Source organism: Paenibacillus sp. Soil750 (genome assembly GCF_001428045.1).
Lineage (GTDB): Bacteria > Bacillota > Bacilli > Paenibacillales > NBRC-103111 > Paenibacillus_E > Paenibacillus_E allorhizoplanae.
On record NZ_LMSD01000001.1, the window covers coordinates 1 to 23,696 of the forward strand.

Below are 23,696 nucleotides of genomic sequence, written 5' to 3' on the forward strand. Positions count from 1 at the left end.
TTTCTTCCTCCGCTCCATTCTCATAGTCTGATTAAAACACAAATGACCCGTAAGAGGGCACTTTTTTCAAAGTGTCCATCTTACGGGTCACAGTTCAGATTGTGGTTTAGGGGTCTTTTTTATTTTACATGAATTTACAGCAGTGAGCTGAGTCGAATATTCAGTCTTGCTGCCACGCCAGCGGGATTGCTTGCACTGCGTGGTCCACCAAAGTTGAAGGCGATGATGACAATATCATTACGGCCGCGTCGTAAAAATCGTCTGATATTGAAGCTGCGTCCAGGGTTGAAGAAAGAAGGGGTGTTCTGTGGTGCGTCATAGACCAAGGGTACACCGTTGATGATGACAACTGCGTAGTTGTCAACGGATAAAAAGAGAGAAGCACTCAGGATAGATCTTCGTTGCGAGAGCGAGAAGCGTGTCGAAATGACCGCATTTTCACTGCTCAGGTTGCCAGAGAACCAAACATAGTTGGCGTTGGCCACCGGTATCCATGCTGGGTCACGTGAAATTTCCTGAGCGTTGAACCAAGAGTTGTCTGTACCAATTGAGATTGTTGTTTGGTTCGGAAACAAGCGGCCTGCTCCTAGTTTGTTGTGCTTCTTCAGTTGAGCATGATATAACAGATTAGCTTTCATTTTGGTGATGCCTGCGCTTCTAGGAAGTCGAACAATTCTACTCGGTTCACCTGTAATACGTTTTTTACTAGTCATCTCTCCATCTCCTATCAGAATATCGAATGCTTACCAAACTATTCTATGCTTGATAGATAGAATTGCAGCGGTTATAGCTGATAGGGATATTAAATGTATGATAACCCAATTCCCCCACTGGAAGGACTATGAAGATAGGGTGTTGTGAAGCATTAACATCCCATTCTCGCAATTTATAAACACCTGAAAACCCTGAGTCCAGTGGACTCAGGGCTGTATCATTTCCTCGGAAATATTCGACTTATTTCACCTTGTTTTGCAAGAGTTCAACGAAAGACTTACCAAAATCTCCCATTTGTCCGCCTGCAGGACGATTGCCGCCACCGAAGCCGCCACCATTTTGACCTCCGCCACCAGTACCATTCGGTTTTTGTCCTCCGGCTTGCTGGCCACTTCCAGCCCCATCCGTGGCATTTGCTTTAGGGGTAGCTAAAGCATCTGGCGACTGCGTTTTACCTGCATCGCCGGAGCCACCATTTCGATTGCCTGATCCCTGGCCATTCGGCCCACCGTTGCCTCCGTTACCACGATTACTCATGCGGGTTTCTGCATCAGTTAAGAAGGTCTTCTGAGCATCTGTCAAATTTGCCAGCAGCTTGGTTTTATTGTCGTCGCTGAGCTCATTTTTCGTGACGATATCCTGAGCGACAGGCAGCATGGCTTGTGCTTGCTCCTTCGTGATGGTCAATCCATCCGATTTGTCCATCATGGTCAGCATTTGGAACGTACTGAAGAGCTGTCTCTGTGCGGGATCCATCACAGGGCGGTTTTGTTGGCCATTCTGTTGGCCATTTCCCGCTGCCTTCTCCGTTTGCTGCACTGGCTGAGAAGTGCCTGCTGCTGCGGTTTGTGTGTCAGATTGGTTCCCGCATCCTGCTAGAAGAATGGGGATCAGAATGCATATGCCTGCTAGTTTTTTCATATTCATACGTGTATGTATCACTCCTATTTTTGATTGTCCACGTTGTCATTGTACGATGGTAATATGAAAGAATAGCGAATAAATGCTGAAAGCCAGCTTAAAATTAGTGATTAAAATGCTATGAGGGGGGCATCATCAATGGAGTTTAGGACGATAGATGTGGAGAAAGATCGAGAAACGATCATAGCCTTTCGGAAAGATTCCTATGTGGTGAGCTTCGGCAGTGAAGAAGGCTTCGGGGATGAGGATGACTACGTCAGGAGGATTGCCGATCGCGTTAGGCGCTTTCCAGAAGGACTTGTGCTGATCGAAGAGGAAGGTCAACCCATTGGTCAACTGGAGCTTCAAATTGTTCTTCATGAGGGTAGTTATATCGGCTATGCAAACTTATTCTATTTAATTCCATCCTACAGAGGAAAAGGATACGGTCGACAGTTAGTGGCTTATGCGGAAGGATTCTTTGAGAAATATGGGGTAAAATCATATCATTTACGTGTAGCTCCAACGAATCTACCTGCGCTATATTTGTACGAGAAATGTGGCTTTCGCCTCTTAGAAAAAGAAGAAGATCAACCCAACGCTGTATGGCGAATGGTCAAGGATCTCTAAGACTTCTTATAGGACATTCTATAGTCCTATCGAAAGATCTAGCTGGAAAACCTGGGAGGTTTTCCAGCTAATCACCACAGGGCGCTCCCCACACATTTGGCTACTCGCTACTGAAGTGTGCAGGGGGTGTTAAGTATGCAGGCAGCTTCGTGTGCTTATCTCCTTTGGCGGCATTCACTTGAAACTGAGTAAGAAACAGACTGTCGCTCAAATCCGCTCCTCGAAGGTCGGTGTCCCTGAGATCCGCGCCGATGAGATCCGCTTTCCGCAGATCGGCGCCTCGCAGATCAGCTGCTATTAAATAGGCTCCTCGTAGATTGCTGGCCCGAAGATCAGCACCTTTCAACTTAGCACCAATCAGATCGGCGCCTCTCCCGTAAGCTTTACGGCGGCTTTTGGGGATCACATACTCGCGCAGTGCTGCTTCGCGTACAAGCTCGCTTGCTCGAAGCAGCAGCACATTCACGGCAGCTCGATGTGCGGCGATGTCTTGCGTGGTCAGACTATCGGGATCGAGGTTCGTGAGGCGTTCCGTTTCAGCGAGCAAGGTGCTCAGTTCCCCATGAATCTCATCAGTCGATGGCAGGGTTAAGGCCTCAGTCAAATACCAGAGCAGCTCATGAAGCTGGCGCATCAGGGGAAATACCTCAAACATTTGCTTCGCGGTTTCAGGTGCTTTACGCCAGTCCGTACCACCGAAGGTGATCTGTGAAACCTTCTGTCCTGCACCGAAGCAGTCATACACGGTACAGCCTCGAAAACCGATTTGGCGAAGCTGGGTATGAACACCACAACGAAAGTCGGTTTGTAAGTTTGTACAGGGTTGTCCAGCATCCTTATCGTTAGCGAAATCCGTTGAAGCTGCGTAAGGCAACGCAACACAACATAAACCAAAGCAGTTCTCGCAATCTCCTTGCATATGTAGGCGTTTACCAGCCGTTGTAATTTCTGAAAAATTTTCATTCTCTAGCATATAATGAGGATCTCCTTGTTTGTTATCATTTTTACATTATACAACGCAGCAGCCATATGCAAAAACAGGGACTTATGCTATAACTGGTGAAAAAGCTATTTCACGAACAAGGTGAGAGGGTGACATCTATGAGCACATTAACGAAAGCCATTTTAATCGCAGCAAAGGCCCATGATGGTCAGGTAGACAAAGGGGGCAGTCCCTACATTTTACACCCAATTCGTTTAGCTAGCAGGGCCAAATCAACGGAAGAATCCATCGTTGCAGTCTTACATGATGTCGTGGAGGATTCGGATCTAACCCTATTTGATTTGAAAAAAGAAGGCTTTAGTCTACCTATCCTAGAAGCGCTAGATTGCCTTACTAGAAGGTCGGATGAAACGTATGAAGGATTTATTAAGAGGATCAAAGTAAACCCATTAGCGTTGGTTGTGAAGCTCCTGGATTTAGAAGATAACTGTGACCTCAGTCGAATAGAACAGCCTACCCGTCAAGACTATGAACGAATCGATAAATACAAAAAAGCGATAGCTGAATTGAAATATGGAAACTGACACCTGGGGTGTCAGTTTTTTTTGTCGAAAAAGACTTGAAGCGAGAGGACATCAATCGACATACGAAATGAGCTTTTTGCAATATGATAAGTGTATGGGTACAGGCTGACTATATGAAGAAAGGGTTGATCGCCATGAACAACATAAAAATATCCTCAAAAGGTATCGAAAAAGCGCTTCGTAAGTTTGATTATTTGCAAGCTATTGCCGAATACATCTGGAACGGTTTCGACGCTGAGGCTACGGCGGTAGACATAACCCTTCATAAAAACATACTAGACGGCGTGGATCAAATCGTCATTTCAGACAACGGCTATGGCATTAAGCTGAAAGATTTAGAAGGAAAGTTTACGCCTTTCTATGAATCTGAGAAGAGTGTGGATCCTGATAAACGGGGGAGAACGACTTCGGCTATGCATGGGAAAAATGGGATAGGTCGCTTAACCTTCCATCATTTTGCTTCGGAAGCTATTTGGCAAACCACTTACGAGGATGGTCTCCTGCTCAAAAATACGTATAAGATTCATATTCAAGCGAAACAATTGGATGCCTATCATGTGACCAAGCCTGATCTAACGGATAAGGACAGAGGGACTACCGTCACGTTTAACAATATCATCAAGGAGTTCGTGGTTGAGGATTTTCTGGCATTTTTGAGCAGAGAATTCGGATGGTTTTTGGAACTGCACGCGGACAAGCCGTACACGATTCGTATTGATGGTGAACCGCTGGACTATGCTAGCTTGATTGCGGAGAAGGAAACCTTCACATTCGCCCATACGATGTCGCAGACGAAATTTCGAATCACGTTTATTCGTTGGGAAGATCGCATGAATCATGAATATTCGAAGCTGTATTTTATTGACTCGAAGTTGAAAGAGCAGCATAAACAGCCCACAACGTTTAACAATAAAGGGGATTCCTTTTACCATAGTGTCTATATTCAGAGTAAGCTATTTGATCAGTTTGATTTTAGTAGTGAGGATTTAAGTGGGCAGCAGTCGTTTACATTCGGTGCGAGTCGCAAAAGCGATGCCTTTCAATATCTGCTAGATGAGCTGGGGACGTTCATTAGTGAGAAAAGGCAGCCTTATCTGCGGAAATTATCCGATGCTGTTATCAAGGAATTCGCTGAAGCGAAGGCGTTTCCGACGTTCACTGGTGATCCTGAGGCAGCGAACCGCCGGGATGAGCTCGAAGCTGCGATTCGTGAGTTATGCCATGCGGAACCTAAGGTATTCGCGCGATTGAATCCGGAACAGAAGAAAGTACTTGCGCACTTGATCCACGCCGTTGGGGCAGAGGAACGTCAATGGTTGATGGCAGCTCTTTAATGTATACTGAGAGGAGATAAGTTATCCTTGGGTACACTAGCTTTTGGAAGGAGCGCCGATAATGAATGTTGAAGAAGTGAAGCGAATTAGTGAAGTATCTAAAAAAGAACGTTGGCGAAAGCCGGAGTTCATTATTACATCGTTGATATGGTTGACCGTAAGGTAACCTATACGAGTGGGAGAGCGGAAGAAGTCTACACAGAGGCTATTCCCGTATTTAAATGAGATCGTTTAGCTAAGCTGCGTCCTCAGAGGGCGTGGCTTTTTTCATATAGAGCAACTAACTGGATTTTCTCCATCTATTTTCACCATTATCACGATATTTGGTGAATTAGCTGTGTTTTCTCCATCTATTTTCACCATTATCACGATATTTGGTGAATTAGCTGTGTTTTCTACAGTTATTTTCCATCAAATTCCGATAATCAGTTGGATTCGAGGAATTTAGCTGTAGGTTATACAGTTAAACTCTACTCTGGAGCTACAGGATTATCGATGTGCATCACGAATACGTGGAGATGGGATTTTTTAAGGGAGAACGAGAGAATCATAATGATTGCAAAAGGGGTGTTAACCATACAAACTGTCTATCTGGTATCTGGACCAGCAGGGGTGGGGAAATCTACGACTTCACGTGCGTTGGCCAAAGCTTTGCCAAACTCCGCATATATTTCAGGTGATGCTGTCAGTCATATGCACGTGAATGGTCGGGAGAAACCATGGGAAAGTCAGTCCGAGTTATCACTTATTTGGCAAAACATTTGGCGGCTTACATCTAATTTTATTACACATGGTGTAGATGTGGTCGTCGATTATGTGACATTTCCTGAAGAGGCAAAGTGGCTTCACAAGCAATTAATAGCATTAAATACTAATATTGTTTATGTTGTATTGTGGACAGATAAAGCGACGCTTCTACAAAGGGATCAAACGAGATTACCGCAGCATCAAATGGGTGAACGTTGCCTAATTCTCATCGATGAATTTGAGGACGCTGGATTAGAGTCGATACATTTCCTGGATACGAGCTTACACCAAATTGAGAACTTGAATGAGATCATAGATGACATTCGGAGTAACCACAGATATAGGTTGAAATCGTAATGACGATGAAATTTAGTAAAGGAGCCCAATAATGAACAATCCCGTATCAGGGCTGCATCACATCAAAGCAATGGTCGAGAAAAAGGTAACCTGGCTTGAGCTATTCTACGACCTGCTTTTTGTAGCAGCTGTTTCCAAAGCAAGTCACGTCTTGCTGCATGTGCATCACGGAACGATTCCACTGGAGTATTTAAGCAAATTTGTTCTAATCTTTATTCCGATTTGGTGGGCTTGGGTAGGACAGTCCCTATTTGTCAATCGGTTTGGACGGGACAGTACATCGCATCGCGTTTTTCTCATTCTGCAATTATTTTTTGTGTTAATTATGACGGCAAGCTTGTCCGTCGATTTTGATCAGTATTTTGTGCCCTTTCTCATCGGCTACCTAGGATTGCGAGCGATGACGGCGATTCAATACTTGGCTGTACATAAAAAAGAAGAAGATCATCGACGGATTACTGCACGATATTTAGGCAGCCGTTTTTGGATCGGACTTGCCATATCGGCACTCTCCCTATTTTTTGACTCATGGATTCGCTACGCGGTGTTGTATGCGGGTATTATGGTGGATATTTTACTCCCCTTAATGGGGCGGAAATACTTGGTGAGAAGCCCGATTAATACCCACCATTTATTAGAGCGTTTCTCGTTATTTACGTTGATTCTGCTTGGGGAATCGGTCATAAGCATACTGACTGTCTTACAGTCCAGTGATTGGACATGGCGATCCATACTGTTTGCATCGCTCACCTTTCTGCTCATCATTGCGATGTGGTGGCAATACTTTGAGAATGTCGAGAAGAAAGTGAACAAAGCCCTAGAAACGGCAGGTCAGACCATCATCTATGGCCATTTATTCATCTATTTATCCTTATGCATGATTGCCGCATCGATCCAGCTTTTATTCTTGGGGCAATTGAATTATGGGTTTATGTTAATCTTTATTTTCGGCTCTGTGCTTCTGTACTTTTTCTCGACATCGCTAGTCTTCCACAAGTATAGACATGCACACCAACGATTAAAGATAGCTCATCTAGCCGTGTTTCTAGGCTTACTAGCTTTATTTCTTGGGTTGGATCTGATGTTCGAAATGCCGAATTACGTAATCATCGGAGAAATGATGTTATTTTTTGCAGTTTATGCGAAGGGATCGACTTAAGAAATCACTTGGAGGGGAAGAAGATATGCGCATTGAACTGGATGCTGATCTTACACTGAAATCACTCGAACCAAAGGATGCTGAAGCTATATTTGCATTAACAGACAGTTGTCGTGACTACCTGAGAGAATGGTTGCCATGGGTAGATGCAACACGGAATAGCGATCATTCAAGAGCTTTTATCCAGCACTGTCAGAGTCAAGAGGCATCCAATAATGGCTTCAATGCTGGCATTTGGTTCAAAGGAGAGTTCGCAGGCTGCGTCGGTTTTCACCCGATCAATTGGGCTAATCATTGCGCTAGTCTGGGTTACTGGTTAGGAGAAGGCTTTCAAGGACATGGCATCATGACCCGAGCCTGCCAATGGCTTGTGGACTATTCGTTTAACGAACTGGGTCTAAATCGTATCGAAATCAGATGTGGGGATAGCAACTTCAGAAGCCGAGCCATTCCGGAGAAATTAGGGTTTACGAGAGAAGGACAGATTAGGGATGCTGCATGGCTGAACGATCATTACATCGACCTTATCGTATATGGCATGCTAAAGCGTGAGTGGAGGCGTGGTTAGTTGTAGGGTGTGAAAAAGCAGGTTGCCTCCTCGGCAACCTGCTTTCTTGTACATATGGCTATTTCACCGTATGCATGATATCCCAATCACGCTGCAAGATAATTCGTTCACCAACTTGGAAACGAATGGTTAAATGATTCATCCCTGGCTGAAGTGGGTGATCCATTGAAATGTCATAAAGCCTACTACTATAACCTAAATCATAAAGTAGCTTCATCGCGGCAACTTGTTCGGTTGTGGATGTTTCGCCCGAATCTCGGTTCTTCACCGTGATTTGTAAGTCAGGAGCGATGCTATTGAACTCTACATACCGATTTTCATAGATAAGCCCTGACATATGCAAAGGATGATCAGAAGCAACAGGTGGCAGTTGTAAGTTATTAATCTTATACAGCTGAGCACTCAATGTGATAACCCTGCTATCCTGATAGCCGATGTTAACGCTTGTGGTAGCTCCAAACAAAGTCCTTATATCGGTCAGACTTAGGAATGGCGGGCCTTGAACACTTGAGGAATCAGGTGCAGACGATAGTTTCAATTGTTTAGCTAGCTTACCTTCCCAAAGGGTTCTAGCTTGAAGATCACCTGCTTTTATTTGAAAAGCATACCCGGAATCGTTCGTTAACGTCCACCAACCGGCGACGTCTGGACCTGATAGATCGAAATGATACAAACGCGCTAGATAGGCAGTATCTAAGAAGGGTTCACCTTGCTTGTCGTCGTATCCGATGGATACATTACCGTCGGTATAGGCACCTTTCTCATTTTGATTGAAACCTCCTTGAAAGGAGCTGTCTCCCTGGATTAACATATCGGATTCGCGGTCCTTCAAGATCACCCTATCCTGAAAGGGATCAAGACGAATCCAAGATGTACCTACGAAAGAGTTAATCTGGAACCAACGGATACCATTCGGGTCGGTCCAAGCAGCAATGGGATGGAGCGTTTGTGGGCCAATCTGTCCATGATTGAGGATAATTCCGGTATTTGGATAGCGAAAAAGTGTTGTGATAGGTGCGTTGAGTTGAATAGATGCTGTCTCAGCGACTGCATCCTCAGGCTCGGCAAAAGAAGGATTAAACCAGCCTTCACCCTGCGCGGTACGAATGTGAAACCAATCACCGTCGTAGCCATAGTTCGAGATGTACTCGTTATACGTTTTCTCAAAAGCAGGCAAGTCTCCCGTAAGGATTAGCTTAGGCTCATCCTCATACTGAGAAGAGGGATAGGCATACAACGCACTTGGCTTTGTTCGTTTAATGATCTTGGTTTCGGCTACGATCGGTTGTCCACTGCCAAATGCCCATTTCGTTCCATCATCTGTTTCAATCTGATAATAGGTACCGAGCAAAGTCCGAAATTTGCCAGTCACATGTACAAACTGTTTCGGAAGTGTCCCGTCGGTTTGATAGGTTTGATAATTCATTTGAGGTGTAAGGTTAAAATAGAAATTGGCATAAAAGCTCATTTGATCTGCTGGATAAAAGGTGCCAATCTGATCTAAATTCAAATGAATCCATTGATCCCCCAGCCATGTTGTATGAATTTTCAACCACTTCTTGGGATTGTAATCATCACTTGTTCCAGAGCTATTCCTGAACCAACCTTTTTCCGCGTCAACCACTTGGACTTCTTGTGGGGAAAGGGCTGCTGTAGGCTTGCTGTTTTCAGATGGCTTCGCATATAGGGAAGTTTCGGTCATCAAATTGATTGTCGTTGGCGGCGGGGCATCGAATTGCCAAGGAGCGGTTTTTATCCATCGATCCCCGGCGTCGGTATGAATTTTCCACCAATTCCAAGCTCCTGACCAATGGTTTTCGGCTTCAATTACCTTAACGGTTTGGGGAGAGAGGGACCCTTCCGCTTTGTTCAATAGGGCATTCGGAATGACATAATAGGGAATGTCCTCAAGCAGGGTTAACTCTCTGGGGATATGGATCCCGTCCGCGACTTCCGTTGGTGTATCTTCATATTCATAAGCGTTTCCTGAAGAAGCCCCAAGACTGACTTGCAAACCTATAGCGACTAGCCCTATTGCTATCGTCTTTTTCCACATCGTCTGTCACTTCCTTATTTGATTATTTCAATCACCTAGTATGTTCTACTATAAAATGGATAATAAGTTGTGCGAACGAGTTAAAAACTCAAAAAGGACACCTTCACCCCGAGAGGGGAAACGAAGATGCCTTTATTCATTTGAATCGTCGTTCCGTTCTATTTGGTTGCCGCGCTATCCTCGATATCTATCCGCATCCCTGAGAGCCTGTACCACAGAAGCATGCCTAGTGAGCAAAGCCCAACGATAATTAACAAACCATATACATGCTTGTACGCATGCAGGAGCGACGTATTCCGCTGGATCTCAAGTAGAATACCGCATATCGCGACAGACATGGATCCTCCAAAAAACTGGATCAGCTGCATAAGTCCCATGCCCGAGCCAATTAAATGCTTCGGCAAGATGCGTGAAGTCTCATTATTTAACGATGCGATTGTTGCGGAAAAGGCAGGAGAGAAACAAAGATAACCGATCATGACGACAAGCGGTGAAGCACCAAGCAATGTCGAGAATGCGATCATCACCAGGGATAAAACTCCGTGGCCGATAAGCAGAAACCGCAGATTGCCGAATCGATCAATCCAACGGCCGACGAAGCGGGTTAGGAACGCGGACAGAATCGCGCCTGGCGCAATCGTTAAACCGATAGTCATGGCGGATTGATTGAACACCTTGGCTAGAACGAGTGGCATTAGAAATAGATTCCCAAGGTTCAGGACCAGAATACAGAATCCAATGACTACAAGCTTCCGAAACGCTGGATTTGCTAGTAATAAGGGGTTTATGAACGTGTTACTTGATCGTTTCAAGTGCCAAACATGTATGCCAAAGGAAATGGCACTAATGGCAAGCCAAACGCCTGAAATTTGCGTGACCGCGAGTAGTAAGGTCGCGGCATTGACGACCGTCAATAGTGCCCCTAGCATGTCAAATCGGAACGGCACAGGCTGTTCTTTGGGAAGCAAGCGCAAGAGAATGGGAAGAATGACTAAGACTAGGCAGGTAATGGCGAACAACCCATTCCAGCCAAAGTATTCACTTATTAATCCGCCAACGATCGGGCCGAGTCCGAAGGCCATCGCGCTCCCAGCGGAAATCATCGCAATCGCCGAGCCTCTTCGTTCAATCGGGATGTAGCGGCTGGCGAGAACCAACCCAAGTCCAGCCATCACCCCTGCGCCTGCGGATTGTAGAATACGTGCCGCCAGCAGTGTGTGGAACTCCGTTGCGAACAGTCCGAACACTGAGGAAAGTCCGAGCACAATCAGTCCTACCGTGAGCAGTTTACGAATCTGCACCACATCGGAGAGTCTACTGTATATAACCGTAGATAAGGCATAGCCAATGGAATAGCTGGAGATGACCCAGGATCCGAGATCCGCCGTGATGTTAAGATCTTGAATAATACTGGGAATCGAGACGTTGAACATCGTCGTATTCATAACCACAATGAACAAACCGATTGTCCAAACGGGCATTACAATTTTATCGTTCATGTGTACCATCCTGTCTGACGCGAGAAGTTAAGTTTGATTTCTTTACCACATAAGAAAGTATAAGTTTTCGGTGCCCGAAAACCTCTTTCTTATTATAAACCTACATCGTCTAATAGCCAAAACAGTTGAAGACACATGCCAATTGACAGGTGGGAATAATCGATGTATTATTTTATTATACATTTAGACAAATATCTAAATAAGGAGGGACTTCCATTTGAATGAGGCATTTAAAGCGCTAGCGGACCCGACTCGTCGTGAAATTTTGCAACTGCTGCGAGAAAAGAGTATGAATGCTGGTGATATTGCTGATCATTTCAAGATTAGTAAGCCGAGCATATCGCATCATTTGAACTTGCTTAAACAGGCGGGACTCGTTATGGATGAACGTCATGGACAACATATCCTGTATACCTTGCACACTACAGTTGTTGAAGACGTCATCGGATGGATGTTTAACATACTTAACAAAAAAGATGAGGAGGAATCGTCATGAAAAAATGGAAGGAAATTTTGTTACTTGTGATTAGCCTTTCCCCAGCGATAGGGGGCTTCATTCTGTATAACCGTCTTCCGGACACGATGGCGAGCCATTTTGGCGTAAATAATGAAGTGAACGGGACGATGAGCAAAGAAATCTCGCTGCTCATGCTAGTACTGCTGGGTCTGCTGCCGCTATTCATGCGGGCTATGAGAGCGATCGATCCGAAGAAAGCAAATTTCGAGAAATTTCCTGCAGCATTTGAGGTGACGCGGTTCGGAGTTACGATCCTTTTAGCTATCGTAGGTTGGGCAATCATTGTCTTTAACTTGGGCTACAGCTTGGACTTTAAGAAAATGACGATGATTTTACTGGGCGTGTTGTTTGCCGTTATGGGGAACTTTTTAACACAAGTGAAGCCCAACTATACGTTTGGCATACGGACACCGTGGACGCTCGCTAACGAAGAAATTTGGAGAAAGACACATCGTTTGGGAGGTCCACTGATGATGATTGGCGGCATTGTTGCCTTCATTGCAGCGTTTTTAACGAGCTCAATTGCGATCGGCATATTTATAGCCGCTATCGTCATTAGTTCTTTCATTCCGATTATTTATTCGTATGTGATGTTTACTCGGCTATCGAAATAATGAGGAGTATTTAGGCTGCCAGCGATTGCTGAGCAGTCTTTTTTACATTTGTTTAACACCATTAACATGTAAGCTTGGCGTATCACTTTTCAAGGCATATTTCCGATTCAGCAGAAAGCCGAAGAGAGAAGCAAGGGATTGCTGGAACAGCATGCCAAGCACGACTGGGATCGCCACGGGTGGCGGGAAGTAAGCTACAGCGAGTACCGCGCCCGCACTAATATTCCGCATACCACTGTTAAAAGTAAGGGCAACCACGACATCTTGCTCCCAGCGGAACAATCTAGCGACAAGCCAACCGATCATGTAGCCAAGTGAGGCCACGATAAGTACAAAACCTGCCAACCCGAGCAGCTTTGCGTTGAAGTCACGCAAATACGGAGCGATGACGGAGCTGTTAATGGCAACGACGACGCCCATGAATATTTTCGAAAAAGGACCTAAACGGCCTCCCCATTGCTCCTTAATTTTCCCACGCGACCATTGATTCAGCAGCATCCCAATGAGAGAAGGAACGACGATCATGAAGAACAAGCCTTTCATCATCGCAAACGTATCGAGCTGCACTTTGGTGCCAACCAATATAGAGAGCGTATACGGCACTACGAAGGGTGAAAGAATCGTATCCATCAGGATGATCGATAACGTTAATACAATATTGCCTCGATAAATGGCCACCCACACAAAGCTTGTAATCCCTGTTGGAATAGCTGCGGCCAAAATAAGTCCCGTAATTGTCAGCGGTTCATGACTATAGACAGCATGACCGAGTCCGAGTGCGATCAGTGGCATCCCGACATGCAAAATGAACAAAGTAGTGAGAAGGGGCAGTGGTTGAACGACGACCTTGATGAATTCTTTGAAGCTCGAAGCGATGCTCCCCGAAAAAGTCATGAAAGCAAACAACCATGGCGACAAATAAGTAAATCCAGATAAGTGACTTCCGAGTAGAACCCCGATAAGGACACTAATGGGTGTGATCAGCGGCAAAATCTTTTCTAATTGACGATTTAATTGAGGCAGCATCTAGGTGAACATCCTTTCGTGACCAGCTTGAAGCGAAGCAGACTGCTATTTGACTTGCCCGATGGAAAGACTGATTTTGTAATTGCCATAGGTGAGAAGTTCATCCAGGAAAGCATTCAATTCAAGGGGCGTACGGACGCGCACTCTCATCCAATAACAGCCTTCGCCGCTGACGCGGTGCGTCTCTACAACACTCTCTTGGTGTTGAATATATGTGAGGAAAGCTTGGTGAGCCGTATTAGATTTCATAAAAACAACGATAAACGCGTGCACGACCTGCCCGATTTTCTCGGGATTCCAGTTTACAGTATAACCCGTAATGATGCCGAGATCCTGGAGCTTACGTACGCGTGCGCCGACCGCTTGGCCAGTTAGATGAACCTGTTGACCAATCGCTTTATGCGACTGAGTAGCATCTAGTAGTAAATGCTGTAAGATACGTAAATCGATCTCATCGATCGGTGGGTTGCTTAGCACGTGTTGAATTCCTTTCACAATGAAATGGAAAATCGTATATTCGTTTCAGCAGATTGTATGAGAAACAAGCGAATTATTTTACAATTGTAGCAGAACAACAATTAGAAGATAAGAGGTGCTTTGAAAATGAAGCTTCAACTCATTCGCCATGCCACACTTTGGCTGGAATACGCAGGCATTAAATTCCTGATTGATCCGATGTTTAGTGACGCGGGGGTAAACCCGCCAATCGTGAATACAACCAATCCAAGACGGAATCCCCTCGTGCCTCTGCCATTTCCGATAACAGAAATAGATCAACCAGACTTGATTATTGTGACACATTTGCATGGGGATCACTGGGATGGAGCAGCAGAGGAAGCACTGCCGAAATCGACGCCTATCCTGTGTCAACCAGGAGATGAAGGAGCGTTTAAGGCTGCTGGGTTTACGTCTGTGACGGCCATTCAGGAGTCATTTACACAACAGGGAGTAACCTTGTTCCGAACATCTGGGCAGCATGGAACTGGGGAGATTGGGAAGTTGATGGGGCAGGTTTCGGGCTTTGTGTTCAAAGCGGAGAACGAGCCGACACTATATCTCGCGGGGGATACAATTTGGTGTGACGACGTACAGCAAGCGTTGGAAACGTATCTGCCAGATTGGACAGTCGTTAATGCGGGCGGTGCGCAGTTCGAAGTGGGTGATCCCATCACAATGGATGCGAACGATGTGGTGAGCCTGTGCCGGTACGCGCCATTCACGAAAATCGTTGCCGTGCACATGGATGCGATCAATCATTGTCATGTGACGCGAGCGGATTTGCGGGGCAGATTGGGAGTGGAAGGGTTGTTGGAGCAGGTTGTGATTCCGGAGGATGGAGAGTGGGTGTATTAACTCATAACCCATAACTCAAAACTAAGCCACTCCACGGTTCTCGCTCCCTCCTATATGTGCCATTGGATAAATACAGTAGAATGCAGATTTTGAGATGAAAAATCCAACTTTGATTGGATAAATCCAATTGAATGTCAGATTTTCCTACGAAATCGACCCATTTGGAAGGTTAAGAATGGAATTATCCAATGGAAGTTGAGAATGAACCTCCCAAAACGGATAAATCACTGGATAAAATCCAATGGCTGCTCATTGGAAAATGATTAATGACATAAACAAAAAGCATGCCATCCTCAGATGTGCATGCTTTTGTTACACTTACTTGGGGGGAGCTACTATTATTTGCCAAGTAAAATTTTCGTATACGGAGAATCGATAGGCAGCATGATGACCGGCTCCCCTTTAAATGACACTAAGTAACTATCCAACGTACGGTAGAAATTGTAGAAAGCAGGATCCTGGCCGTAAGCGGAGTTGTAGATTTTAGCCGCTTCTTGCTCGCCTTCAGCCACAATTTTCTTCGCATCTGCTTGAGCTTGAGCGATTAACTCACTTGCCTGTCTGTCGGCTTTGGAAGTGATTTTCTTGGATTCTTCATCGCCCTCGGACAAGTACTTTGCCGCAATAGACTGGCGATCAGAGATCATCCGTTTATACACGCTTTGCTTGTTGGAATCAGGCAGATCCGTGCGCTTGATGCGCACATCGACGATCTGGATACCGTAGTTATCGCGCTCCATTAACTCGGAAACTTCCTTCGTAATCTCATCGTTCAAGTTGCCACGTTGCGTGTTTTCACTAATGATATCGCTGTAATTGATTTCCGATAGCTTCCGTCTAACGGTGTTATATACTGCGGCATCAATACGCTCTTCCCCGCCAGTAATCGATTGAATCGTGCGCAAGAATTGCTGAGCATCATCAATCCGCCATACCGTATAGTTATCAACTTCGATCGGCTTTTTATCTTTGGTCAAAATGGAAGTAGGTTTGCTGTCATACACCATCTGATATTTGGGAAGCGTGCGAACCGATTCAATGAATGGGATTTTAAAATGAATGCCAGGTTCTGTTTGGATACGAACAGCTTCTCCGAATTTGAGAACGACGCGGTATTGGCCTTCTTTGACAATAAAGATGGATATCAGGAAGAAAATGACGAGAACGACACCAAGGATGGATCTCATAATCCATTTGCTTTGTAAAGTCATTTCGCAGTCCCTCCAGTCGTGCCTGTTGCCGCAGCAGGTGTGCGCAGCAGCTCATTAATTGGTAAATATTTGACCGTTTCGCCGGTGCTGTCGCTGATAAAAATTTTGGCATTCGGCAATATTTTTTCTAAGGTCTCGATGATAAGCCTGCTCTCTGTGACTGATTTATTATTGGCATACTCCGCATACAGGGCATTAAACTTCGCCACATCCCCCTGTGCATTCAAAATCCGTGATTTCTTCTGTGCTTCGGCATTCTCAAGCAATGCTTGAGCGTTACCGCGCTCCCTAGGAAGGATATCATTTTCGTATTTCGTAGCTATGTTAATCTTCGTGTTTTTTTCTTCACGTGCGTTGGTTACATCTTTAAACGCATTCTGCACATCGCCAGCTGGCGGCTCAATATCTTGGAATTTCAAATCGACAATATGAATTCCTGTTTGATATTTCGTCTGCATCTCGATCAGGCGTTCTTTGACCTTGCCTTGGACCTCTGTTTTTCCTTCTGTAATGGCAAAGTCGAGCGCAGTAGCGCCGATAACCGAACGAATCGCTGCGCTTGCGGAGTTACGTAGGAACAGTTCTGCATTATCAATATTGTACAAGTAGTTACGCATGTCACTGATATTCCATTCCACCACGGCATCAGCGGATAAAATATTTTCATCCCCCGTAATCATCATCGCTTCTTCTTCTACGGGAGTGATTTTGCCACCCACTTCACGGAAGCCGATTTGGATACGTTGTGTCTTTTTGGCAGGAAGGACAATCACCTGTTGAATAGGGAAAGGGAGTTTAAAGTGAAGCCCAGCTTCCTTCTCTGTTGTATATTTGCCTAATGTTAAAATAGCCGCCTTCTCATGCTCCTGTACCGTGTAGAAGGTGGACGATCCAAAAATAAGGGCGAGAACGATAACAAGGCCGATAACAATTTTGGTCATCAAGCCTGGCGGGAGGGAAGAGGGTCTTCGTCGATCAGGTTCTGGCAGTACAAATGGTTCCATGGCAAACACCCCTTAATATAAGATTTACTGATACTCTATACGGGAAGTTTTGGAAATGGTTTCAATAGAGAGACGTAATTCTCAGTGAGCTGAGAATGGCTAGGTCAACTGCAAGTTGAAATGGAAAATTGTTATTTCCAAGAGTTGGCTGTCATGCTATGATGTTTAGTAATTGCATACGAATGAATCCCTAGGGGCGCCGAGAGGCTGAGACAGTGTAGACTGAACCCTTTGAACCTGATCTGGTTTATGCCAGCGGAGGAAAGTGGAACGAGCTTTGGAGCCGATTTTATAACTGTTTATGATGAGGCAGCCTACAACCACTTTCCTGAGGAAAGTGGTTTTTTTGTGTTTACGAGCAAAGTCAGGATGAAGGGCGCTGGTGAAAGAGAAGCGATGTTCCGTGGAGAGGAGTCGAGCCTTGCATGTCACAGAAAGAACTGCATGTTATATCGGGCGGGAAGCAAACATGGTCCGAGATCGCAAAGATTGCGGCGCAGATTCACCCATATGTCACAGCGATTCATATTCGCGAGAAAACGAAATCCTTGGACGAAGTGTTTATCGGCGTTCAGTACTTGTTGGAGCAAGGGATTCCAGCCAAAAGCCTGTACGTCAACGGTCTCCCCTCTATCGCTCTAGCCTTGCAAACAGGAGGGCTTCAACTTCCAGGTACAACGCCGTCTCTTGTTATTCAGGATGAGTTTTGCCGCGGGATACAGCGCATCGGAGTCTCTGTGCATCATGCAGTCGAGGCGATGTGGCGTGAAAAAGAAGGGGCCGATTATGTCATGTTCGGTCATATTTTTGCGACAAACTCTAAGCAAGGCGTGCCGCCTAGGGGCTTGGAGCAGTTAAGACAATTAGTTAATCACGTTAATATTCCTGTGATTGCGATAGGCGGGATGACACCTGTGAGGGTAAAGTCCGTTCTGGATGCAGGAGCATCAGGCATCGCGGTGATGAGCGGAATATGGGAAGCAGCGGATCCCCTTGGAGCCGTTCTGGCCTATCATGATGAGCTTCAATAAATAGAGGTGAGCGAAATGTCAGCAGCAAGATCAGATGTCATCATCGTTGGCGGCGGTGTTATCGGTACATCCATCGCGTATTACTTGGCTAAAAGAGGTCAATCCGTCACGCTGCTGGAGCGCAGCCAGCTAGGCACGGAAGCCTCGGCTGCGGCCGCAGGCATGCTCGGCGCGCAGTCCGAGATGGAAGACACAGGCGCCCTGTTCCAGTGGGCGCGCCAAAGCCGTGCCATGTTCCCCGAGCTGAGCGGGGAACTTCGAGAACTCACGGGCATCGACATCGGCCTCGTCCGTGAGGGGCTGCTGAACGTCGCGCTCAGCGACGTTCAAGAGGAGGAGCTGCGCGCGCGGGAGAAGCTCCAGCGCGCCGCGGGCGAGAAGGCCCAGTGGCTCAGCTCCGCTGAAGCCGCGGCCATAGAGCCCGCGCTGAGCGCAGCGACGCGCGGAGCCCTGTACCTGCCCGGCGATGGGCAGGTCGATGCTCCGCTGTTGGCGGCGGCATTCGCGCAGGCGGCGCAGGTGCTTGGGACGAAGGTGCAACCGTTCGCCCAGGTGCAAGGGCTGCTGACCGCGCAGGAGCGCGTCATCGGCGTGCTGACGGCCGCTGGTCCGCTCTACAGCGACCACGTCGTCGTCGCCGCAGGCACGTGGAGCGGTCAGCTGCTTGGGAGCATCGGCGTCGAGTTGCCGATGTATCCTGTGAAGGGCGAGTGCTTCTCCGTTAGGACGCCGAAGCCGCTCTTGAAGAAAACCCTGTTCTCGCCAGGGTGCTATATCGTTCCGAAAGCCGGCGGACGGCTGGTGGTCGGCGCGACGGTCGTGCCGAACAGCTATGACCGCAAGGTGTCGCTCTCCGGATTAGCTGAGCTGATGGAGCGCGCGAGGGGGCTGATGCCCGCGCTCGGCGACGCAGAGTGGGAGAAGGCTTGGTCGGGGCTGCGCCCGCAGACAGCCGACGGACTGCCTTACATCGGCAAAGTGCCGACGGTGGAGGGTCTGTATACAGCGTGCGGTCATTACCGCAACGGGATATTGCTGAGCCCGATCACCGGGAGGGTGATAGCGGATTGGATTGTGGGTGGAGATGGCGCAGGTGAACAAGGGAATGATGCGATAGCCCCTTGGCTGGATGCCTTCAGCCCGGATTTCTCGCCAGAGACCACGCGAGTGAGTCAGCAGGATCAGGACACATTTTCAGCTACAGGAAAGGAATTGATAAGCATTGAAACTGCACATTAATGGTCAGCAGGTTGACGTACCCGATACGATTCGGACCGTTGTGGAGCTGCTTGCGCATTTCGACCTAAGCGACAAAATGCTCGTGGTTGAGCATAACGCAGCCATTTTACATAAAGAGGATCACGCTGGTGCTGAACTTGCGGAAGGTCACAAAATCGAGATCGTTCATTTCGTTGGAGGAGGATAAATATATGTTAAAAATCGGTCCATATGAGTTTCGTTCACGTTTGCTGCTAGGTACGGGGAAATTTCCAGATTTTCAGATTCAAAAACAAGCGGTAGATATTAGTGAATCACAAATTTTGACGTTTGCGGTTCGTCGGATGAATATTTTTGAGGCGAGTCAGCCGAATTTCTTGTCGATGCTGGATACGTCGAATTTCACGTTGCTGCCGAATACCGCTGGTGCCAAAACAGCTGAAGAAGCGGTTCGCATCGCACGTTTAGCAAAAGCTTCAGGCTTGTGCGACATGATCAAAGTTGAGGTTATTGGGGATGAAATGACGCTGCTGCCCGATCCAGTGGAAACACTAAAAGCTTCAGAAATGCTGCTGGAGGAAGGCTTCATCGTGCTTCCGTATACGTCGGATGATGTTTTGCTAGCTAAACGTTTGCAAGCGCTTGGCGTACATGCGATTATGCCTGGTGCATCACCGATTGGCACAGGGCAGGGGATCATTAACCCGTTGAACCTGAGTTTCATTATCGAACAGGCGACGGTTCCTGTTATCGTGGATGCAGGGATTGGGGCACCTTCGGATGCGTCATTGGCGATGGAAATGGGAGCAGATGGTGTACTTCTGAACACAGCGGTATCCGGTGCGAAAGATCCTGTCAAAATGGCTTATGCTATGAAACTCGCGATTGAAGCGGGACGCGCGGGCTTTGAGGCGGGGCGTATTCCGAAGAAGCGTTATGCGTCGGCGAGCAGTCCGATGGATGGTTTGAGCCGGGTCTAGGTCTAGGTCTTGGTCATTCCTTGGCTAACGGACACAGGAACCGTTATTTGATATATAGATGAAGTTTTGAAAAGCTAACGGACACAGAGGTCGCTATTCAGTCGAATTTCCTGCTCATTTGGAGAATTCAGCTGCAATAACGACTGCCGTGTCCGTTAGATTATGGAGATCGTGATATAGGCGACGATTGCGTCTGTCATGACCGTTAAGACAAATAGTAGCGAAAAGTAAGTAGGGGGGAGTACCGTGGCGATTTACAAAGCATTGACGATTGCCGGCTCGGACAGCGGCGGTGGCGCTGGTATTCAGGCAGATTTGAAGACATTTCAAGAACTCGGCGTGTACGGAATGTCCGTGATTACGGCTGTTACCGCGCAGAATACGCTAGGTGTGCAAGGTGTTTACCCGATGAGTGTGGAAGCGATTGAACGCCAACTGGCGTCTATTGGTGAAGATTTACAGCCGGATGCACTCAAAACAGGGATGCTTTTCAGCGGCGAAATTATTCGCATTGTGGCAAAGGCGATTATTAAGTATGGATGGAAGCAGATCGTTGTAGATCCCGTGATGATTGCCAAGGGCGGGGCTTCGCTTTTGCAGCAAGAGGCGATTGACGCGATGATCCATTCGTTGCTGCCACTTGCTGATGTGGTGACGCCGAATATCCCTGAAGCAGAGGCGCTTAGCGGGATATCGATTACGGACGGGGACTCTCGGCAGAAGGCAGCCATTCGAATCCATGCATACGGCTGCAAGCACGTTATGATCAAAGGAGGCCATGAAGCGAATACGGAGCAAGCGACGGATTTGCTGTATGATGGAGTTTCCTTTACGGAGTTCACTTCAAAACGTTTGGTTACCCAACATACGCATGGCACAGGTTGCACATTTGCAGCTGCTTTGACGTCGGGTTTGGCGCAAGGACTCACGACGAAGGCATCCCTACAGCTGGCGAAAAACTTCATCCACGCTGCGATTTCGGAGCCTTTACATATCGGAAGCGGGCATGGACCGACGAATCATTGGGCATATCAGAAGGGTGTTCGGGCTGCTGATTCGAAAGATACAGCCACGCGAGGTGTGCGATGAGTGTCGTGTTGCGTGCTGAAGAGCTGCGTAAAGCTCTGCGTTTGTATTTGGTGATGGGCAGCCCGAATTGTGGCGGTGCTGACCCGTATGAAGTGCTGGAAGCCGCTATCGACGGCGGCATCACAATGTTCCAACTGCGCGAGAAGGGCCCCGGCGCCCTGCAGGGGCCGGAGTTGCTCGCGCTGGGCGCGCGGCTGCGCCGCCTTTGCGCGCAGCGCGGGATACCGTTCATCGTGAACGATGATGAACGGCTGGCTCTAGAGCTTGAGGCCGATGGTATCCACATCGGCCAAGAGGATGCCCCAGCCGCCGCGGTGCGCGAGCGGCTGCCGAACATGATCGTGGGTGTGTCGGCCCACGATCTGGGCGAAGCCCAGTCGGCGCTGGCCGAAGGCGCCGACTATCTTGGCGTAGGCCCCCAGTACGCCACGCGCACGAAGCTCGATGCGCGGGAGGTCCAGGGGCCTGCCGTACTAGCGCGGATGCGCGCAGGCGGCATCCAGCTGCCGCTCGTGGGCATCGGGGGGATCGATGCCACGAATGCAGGCGCCGTCATCCGCGCAGGGGCGGACGGCGTGGCGGTGGTGAGCGCCATCGCGGGTGCGCGCTCACCGCGCGAAGCTGCAGCGGCGTTGCGCACGCTGCTTTTCCCGTAGTTCTGCCCTCCGGGTCCTCATTTGCATCATCCACACAAAAATATCAAATGACAAAAATCAATATTTGATAACTGAAATTGCTGGTTATGAGCATTTAATAGAGTAGCCTTTCTAGTCTCACTTTCGCATCATCCACCACAGCTCTATCAAATGACAAAGAACATTTTCTGTTAGTTAAAGAACTCGGTTTAAATAATTGAAAGTTGAACAATGCATCCCCACCTAAGGTTAAAGAATTACAACTGACAACAATCATTTTTTGTTAGTCGAAATTGCTGGTTTGGGGGGATTTAATAGAGCAGCCTTCTGGTCTCACTTTCGCATCATCCACCACAGAGCTATCAAATGACAAAAATCAAAATTTGTTTACTGAACTCGCTGTTTATGAGCATTTGATAGCGTAGCCCTCCGGGTCCTCATTCGTATCATCCGCCATTGGGTTATCAACTGACAAAAATCATTATCTGTCATCTGAAGTACTACTGAAATTACTAGTTTCAAAACATCGATAGATGAGAGAGCTCCATTTGAATGGAGTCATACAATCTAGCTCGTTAATTTATTGGTGACGTTTCTACCTTTATGGTGACAGAAACGTCCCTTTTTGCTACCATAGTAGAAAGCTTAATTTCGGTAATCCTTTAAAGCGGTGAAATGTCGCATGGAAAAAGGCCTCGTACTGAATGATTAGGTAGTCAGAAACCGCAATTGACATAGATTCTGTTTAGCATTATGATACGGTTAAAAAGATTTGACCGTCGTTTAATTAATCTCTTTAAGAGATTATAAGAAGACCAAGAGGCGCTTGTAGCAAGGCTTTTTCGAGGAAAAACTCGTTCTGGCACAGGGTACATTCGTTAATCTTGGTACTGGAGAGGGAGGTCGGATCCACGATGAAACTGCAGCCTGTTTATATCATTGAAGAACTCGAACAACTCAAAACAATTAGTGATCCACTTCGCGCTAGAGTACTGCTATATCTCATAGAGAAAGCTTATACGGGTCAGCAGTTGGCTAAACTGTTAGGGATGGCGCGCGCCAAAGTGCATTATCATTTGAATGAGCTTGAACGTCATAATTTGATTTGCGTTGTTCGTACGGAGCTTAAGAATGGCATTGTGCAAAAATTTTATCGTGCCGTAGCACGTGGTTTTGTGCCTGGTGAGAACTTGCTCCCGTATGTTTCGGAGGTAGAAAATTATTACCGAGAACGTACATTAAGTGTACTTGGACATGCTAGAAACAGAGCGATTAATGCCCCCGAAGAGGCGTTTCAAATTCCATCGCCAGACCGATCCCAGTGGCCGATTATCATGACGCAGGTTGAAGTCAAAATGAGTAAAGCGAAATATGCCGAATGGTTAAGGAAATTCCGTGCGCTTATTTATGAACTAGATGCCGAGCAAGAGGAGAATGGGGAATGGTTCTATTTGACGACGGTCGGCTTTCAGACACATGAAAGAGGTTTTGACCCCATCGAACCCGCCAATGAAGAGGAGAGATAAC

25 protein-coding genes and 1 riboswitch are annotated in these 23,696 nt (G+C 47.0%); of the genes, 16 read left to right on the forward strand and 9 right to left on the reverse strand.

The window, feature by feature from the left end; all coding sequences use genetic code 11:
- Positions 1 to 134: 134 nt before the first annotated feature.
- Together ASL11_RS00005 and ASL11_RS00010 are read right to left on the reverse strand one after the other, a co-directional pair.
- Positions 135 to 713 carry a hypothetical protein gene (locus ASL11_RS00005; protein ID WP_056608133.1) on the reverse strand — a complete coding sequence of 193 codons (579 nt, stop codon included), beginning with the start codon at positions 711 to 713 and terminating at the stop codon, positions 135 to 137.
- A 241-nt stretch (positions 714 to 954) separates the two neighbouring features.
- A complete protein-coding gene (locus ASL11_RS00010) occupies positions 955 to 1,641 on the reverse strand; it encodes a hypothetical protein (RefSeq protein WP_056608137.1) in 687 nt (228 codons plus the stop codon).
- Positions 1,642 to 1,773: 132 nt separating this feature from the next.
- On the opposite strand from ASL11_RS00010, the gene ASL11_RS00015 reads away from it, so the two are divergent.
- The gene (locus tag ASL11_RS00015) at positions 1,774 to 2,244 is read left to right on the forward strand and encodes a GNAT family N-acetyltransferase (RefSeq protein ID WP_056608140.1); all 471 of its coding nucleotides are present in this window, start codon (positions 1,774 to 1,776) and stop codon (positions 2,242 to 2,244) included.
- 100 nt (positions 2,245 to 2,344) lie between these two features.
- Here the strand turns inward: ASL11_RS00015 and ASL11_RS00020 are convergent, their stop codons facing one another.
- The gene (locus tag ASL11_RS00020) at positions 2,345 to 3,217 is read right to left on the reverse strand and encodes a pentapeptide repeat-containing protein (RefSeq protein ID WP_082595170.1); all 873 of its coding nucleotides are present in this window, start codon (positions 3,215 to 3,217) and stop codon (positions 2,345 to 2,347) included.
- Positions 3,218 to 3,345: 128 nt separating this feature from the next.
- Between ASL11_RS00020 and ASL11_RS00025 the strand changes: the two genes are divergently transcribed.
- The 5 genes from ASL11_RS00025 (at position 3,346) to ASL11_RS00045 (ending at position 7,936) form a co-directional block, all read left to right on the forward strand.
- Positions 3,346 to 3,771: a GTP pyrophosphokinase gene (locus ASL11_RS00025; RefSeq protein ID WP_056608144.1), complete on the forward strand. Its 426-nt coding sequence runs from the start codon at positions 3,346 to 3,348 to the stop codon at positions 3,769 to 3,771.
- Positions 3,772 to 3,854: 83 nt separating this feature from the next.
- Positions 3,855 to 5,105: an ATP-binding protein gene (locus ASL11_RS00030; RefSeq protein ID WP_056608146.1), complete on the forward strand. Its 1,251-nt coding sequence runs from the start codon at positions 3,855 to 3,857 to the stop codon at positions 5,103 to 5,105.
- A 552-nt stretch (positions 5,106 to 5,657) separates the two neighbouring features.
- Positions 5,658 to 6,209, forward strand: a complete 552-nt coding sequence (locus ASL11_RS00035) for an AAA family ATPase (protein WP_056608149.1) — start codon at positions 5,658 to 5,660, stop codon at positions 6,207 to 6,209.
- Positions 6,210 to 6,279: 70 nt separating this feature from the next.
- On the forward strand, positions 6,280 to 7,368 hold the full coding sequence (locus ASL11_RS00040; RefSeq protein ID WP_056609552.1) for a low temperature requirement protein A: 1,089 nt from the start codon (positions 6,280 to 6,282) through the stop codon (positions 7,366 to 7,368).
- A gap of 25 nt (positions 7,369 to 7,393) precedes the next feature.
- Entirely contained in the window at positions 7,394 to 7,936 is a 543-nt protein-coding gene (locus ASL11_RS00045; RefSeq protein WP_056608153.1) for a GNAT family N-acetyltransferase, read from the forward strand.
- Positions 7,937 to 7,994: 58 nt separating this feature from the next.
- On the opposite strand, the gene ASL11_RS00050 is transcribed toward ASL11_RS00045, so the two are convergent.
- Entirely contained in the window at positions 7,995 to 9,992 is a 1,998-nt protein-coding gene (locus tag ASL11_RS00050) for a hypothetical protein (protein WP_056608156.1), read from the reverse strand.
- A gap of 158 nt (positions 9,993 to 10,150) precedes the next feature.
- Positions 10,151 to 11,491: an MFS transporter gene (locus ASL11_RS00055; protein WP_056608159.1), complete on the reverse strand. Its 1,341-nt coding sequence runs from the start codon at positions 11,489 to 11,491 to the stop codon at positions 10,151 to 10,153.
- Between the two features lie 217 nt (positions 11,492 to 11,708).
- Here ASL11_RS00055 and ASL11_RS00060 point away from each other — a divergent pair, with 217 nt between their 5' ends.
- Entirely contained in the window at positions 11,709 to 11,987 is a 279-nt protein-coding gene (locus tag ASL11_RS00060) for an autorepressor SdpR family transcription factor (protein ID WP_056608162.1), read from the forward strand.
- Entirely contained in the window at positions 11,984 to 12,622 is a 639-nt protein-coding gene (locus tag ASL11_RS00065) for an SdpI family protein (RefSeq protein WP_056608165.1), read from the forward strand. The genes ASL11_RS00060 and ASL11_RS00065 overlap by 4 nt, the downstream gene beginning before the upstream one ends.
- 42 nt (positions 12,623 to 12,664) lie before the next feature.
- On the opposite strand, the gene ASL11_RS00070 is transcribed toward ASL11_RS00065, so the two are convergent.
- Both ASL11_RS00070 and ASL11_RS00075 read right to left on the reverse strand, forming a co-directional pair.
- A complete protein-coding gene (locus ASL11_RS00070; RefSeq protein WP_056608168.1) occupies positions 12,665 to 13,648 on the reverse strand; it encodes a bile acid:sodium symporter family protein in 984 nt (327 codons plus the stop codon).
- Between the two features lie 45 nt (positions 13,649 to 13,693).
- On the reverse strand, positions 13,694 to 14,125 hold the full coding sequence (locus ASL11_RS00075; RefSeq protein ID WP_056608171.1) for an Lrp/AsnC family transcriptional regulator: 432 nt from the start codon (positions 14,123 to 14,125) through the stop codon (positions 13,694 to 13,696).
- Between the two features lie 126 nt (positions 14,126 to 14,251).
- Here ASL11_RS00075 and ASL11_RS00080 point away from each other — a divergent pair, with 126 nt between their 5' ends.
- A complete protein-coding gene (locus ASL11_RS00080) occupies positions 14,252 to 15,001 on the forward strand; it encodes an MBL fold metallo-hydrolase (RefSeq protein ID WP_056608174.1) in 750 nt (249 codons plus the stop codon).
- A 338-nt stretch (positions 15,002 to 15,339) separates the two neighbouring features.
- Here the strand turns inward: ASL11_RS00080 and hflC are convergent, their stop codons facing one another.
- A complete protein-coding gene (gene hflC, locus ASL11_RS00085; protein WP_056608177.1) occupies positions 15,340 to 16,212 on the reverse strand; it encodes a protease modulator HflC in 873 nt (290 codons plus the stop codon).
- Complete coding sequence (hflK, locus tag ASL11_RS00090; RefSeq protein WP_063795431.1) at positions 16,209 to 17,216, reverse strand: FtsH protease activity modulator HflK; 1,008 nt, start codon at positions 17,214 to 17,216, stop codon at positions 16,209 to 16,211. The genes hflC and hflK overlap by 4 nt, the downstream gene beginning before the upstream one ends.
- A gap of 182 nt (positions 17,217 to 17,398) precedes the next feature.
- A riboswitch (TPP riboswitch) is annotated at positions 17,399 to 17,497 on the forward strand.
- A 144-nt stretch (positions 17,498 to 17,641) separates the two neighbouring features.
- Between hflK and ASL11_RS00095 the strand changes: the two genes are divergently transcribed.
- The 7 genes from ASL11_RS00095 to ASL11_RS00125 all read left to right on the forward strand — a co-directional run bounded on the left by ASL11_RS00095 (position 17,642) and on the right by ASL11_RS00125 (position 23,695).
- Positions 17,642 to 18,247, forward strand: a complete 606-nt coding sequence (locus ASL11_RS00095) for a thiamine phosphate synthase (RefSeq protein ID WP_056608180.1) — start codon at positions 17,642 to 17,644, stop codon at positions 18,245 to 18,247.
- A 15-nt stretch (positions 18,248 to 18,262) separates the two neighbouring features.
- A complete protein-coding gene (thiO, locus tag ASL11_RS00100) occupies positions 18,263 to 19,486 on the forward strand; it encodes a glycine oxidase ThiO (protein WP_063795432.1) in 1,224 nt (407 codons plus the stop codon).
- Positions 19,470 to 19,673, forward strand: a complete 204-nt coding sequence (gene thiS / locus ASL11_RS00105; RefSeq protein ID WP_056608183.1) for a sulfur carrier protein ThiS — start codon at positions 19,470 to 19,472, stop codon at positions 19,671 to 19,673. Before thiO ends, thiS begins: the two co-directional genes overlap by 17 nt.
- 4 nt (positions 19,674 to 19,677) lie before the next feature.
- Positions 19,678 to 20,445, forward strand: a complete 768-nt coding sequence (locus tag ASL11_RS00110; protein ID WP_056608186.1) for a thiazole synthase — start codon at positions 19,678 to 19,680, stop codon at positions 20,443 to 20,445.
- A gap of 246 nt (positions 20,446 to 20,691) precedes the next feature.
- Positions 20,692 to 21,534, forward strand: a complete 843-nt coding sequence (thiD, locus tag ASL11_RS00115; protein ID WP_056608189.1) for a bifunctional hydroxymethylpyrimidine kinase/phosphomethylpyrimidine kinase — start codon at positions 20,692 to 20,694, stop codon at positions 21,532 to 21,534.
- Complete coding sequence (thiE, locus tag ASL11_RS00120) at positions 21,531 to 22,190, forward strand: thiamine phosphate synthase (RefSeq protein WP_056608192.1); 660 nt, start codon at positions 21,531 to 21,533, stop codon at positions 22,188 to 22,190. Before thiD ends, thiE begins: the two co-directional genes overlap by 4 nt.
- A gap of 893 nt (positions 22,191 to 23,083) precedes the next feature.
- Positions 23,084 to 23,695, forward strand: coding sequence for an ArsR/SmtB family transcription factor (locus ASL11_RS00125; protein ID WP_056608195.1), 612 nt, complete (start codon positions 23,084 to 23,086; stop codon positions 23,693 to 23,695).
- Position 23,696 lies beyond the last annotated feature (1 nt).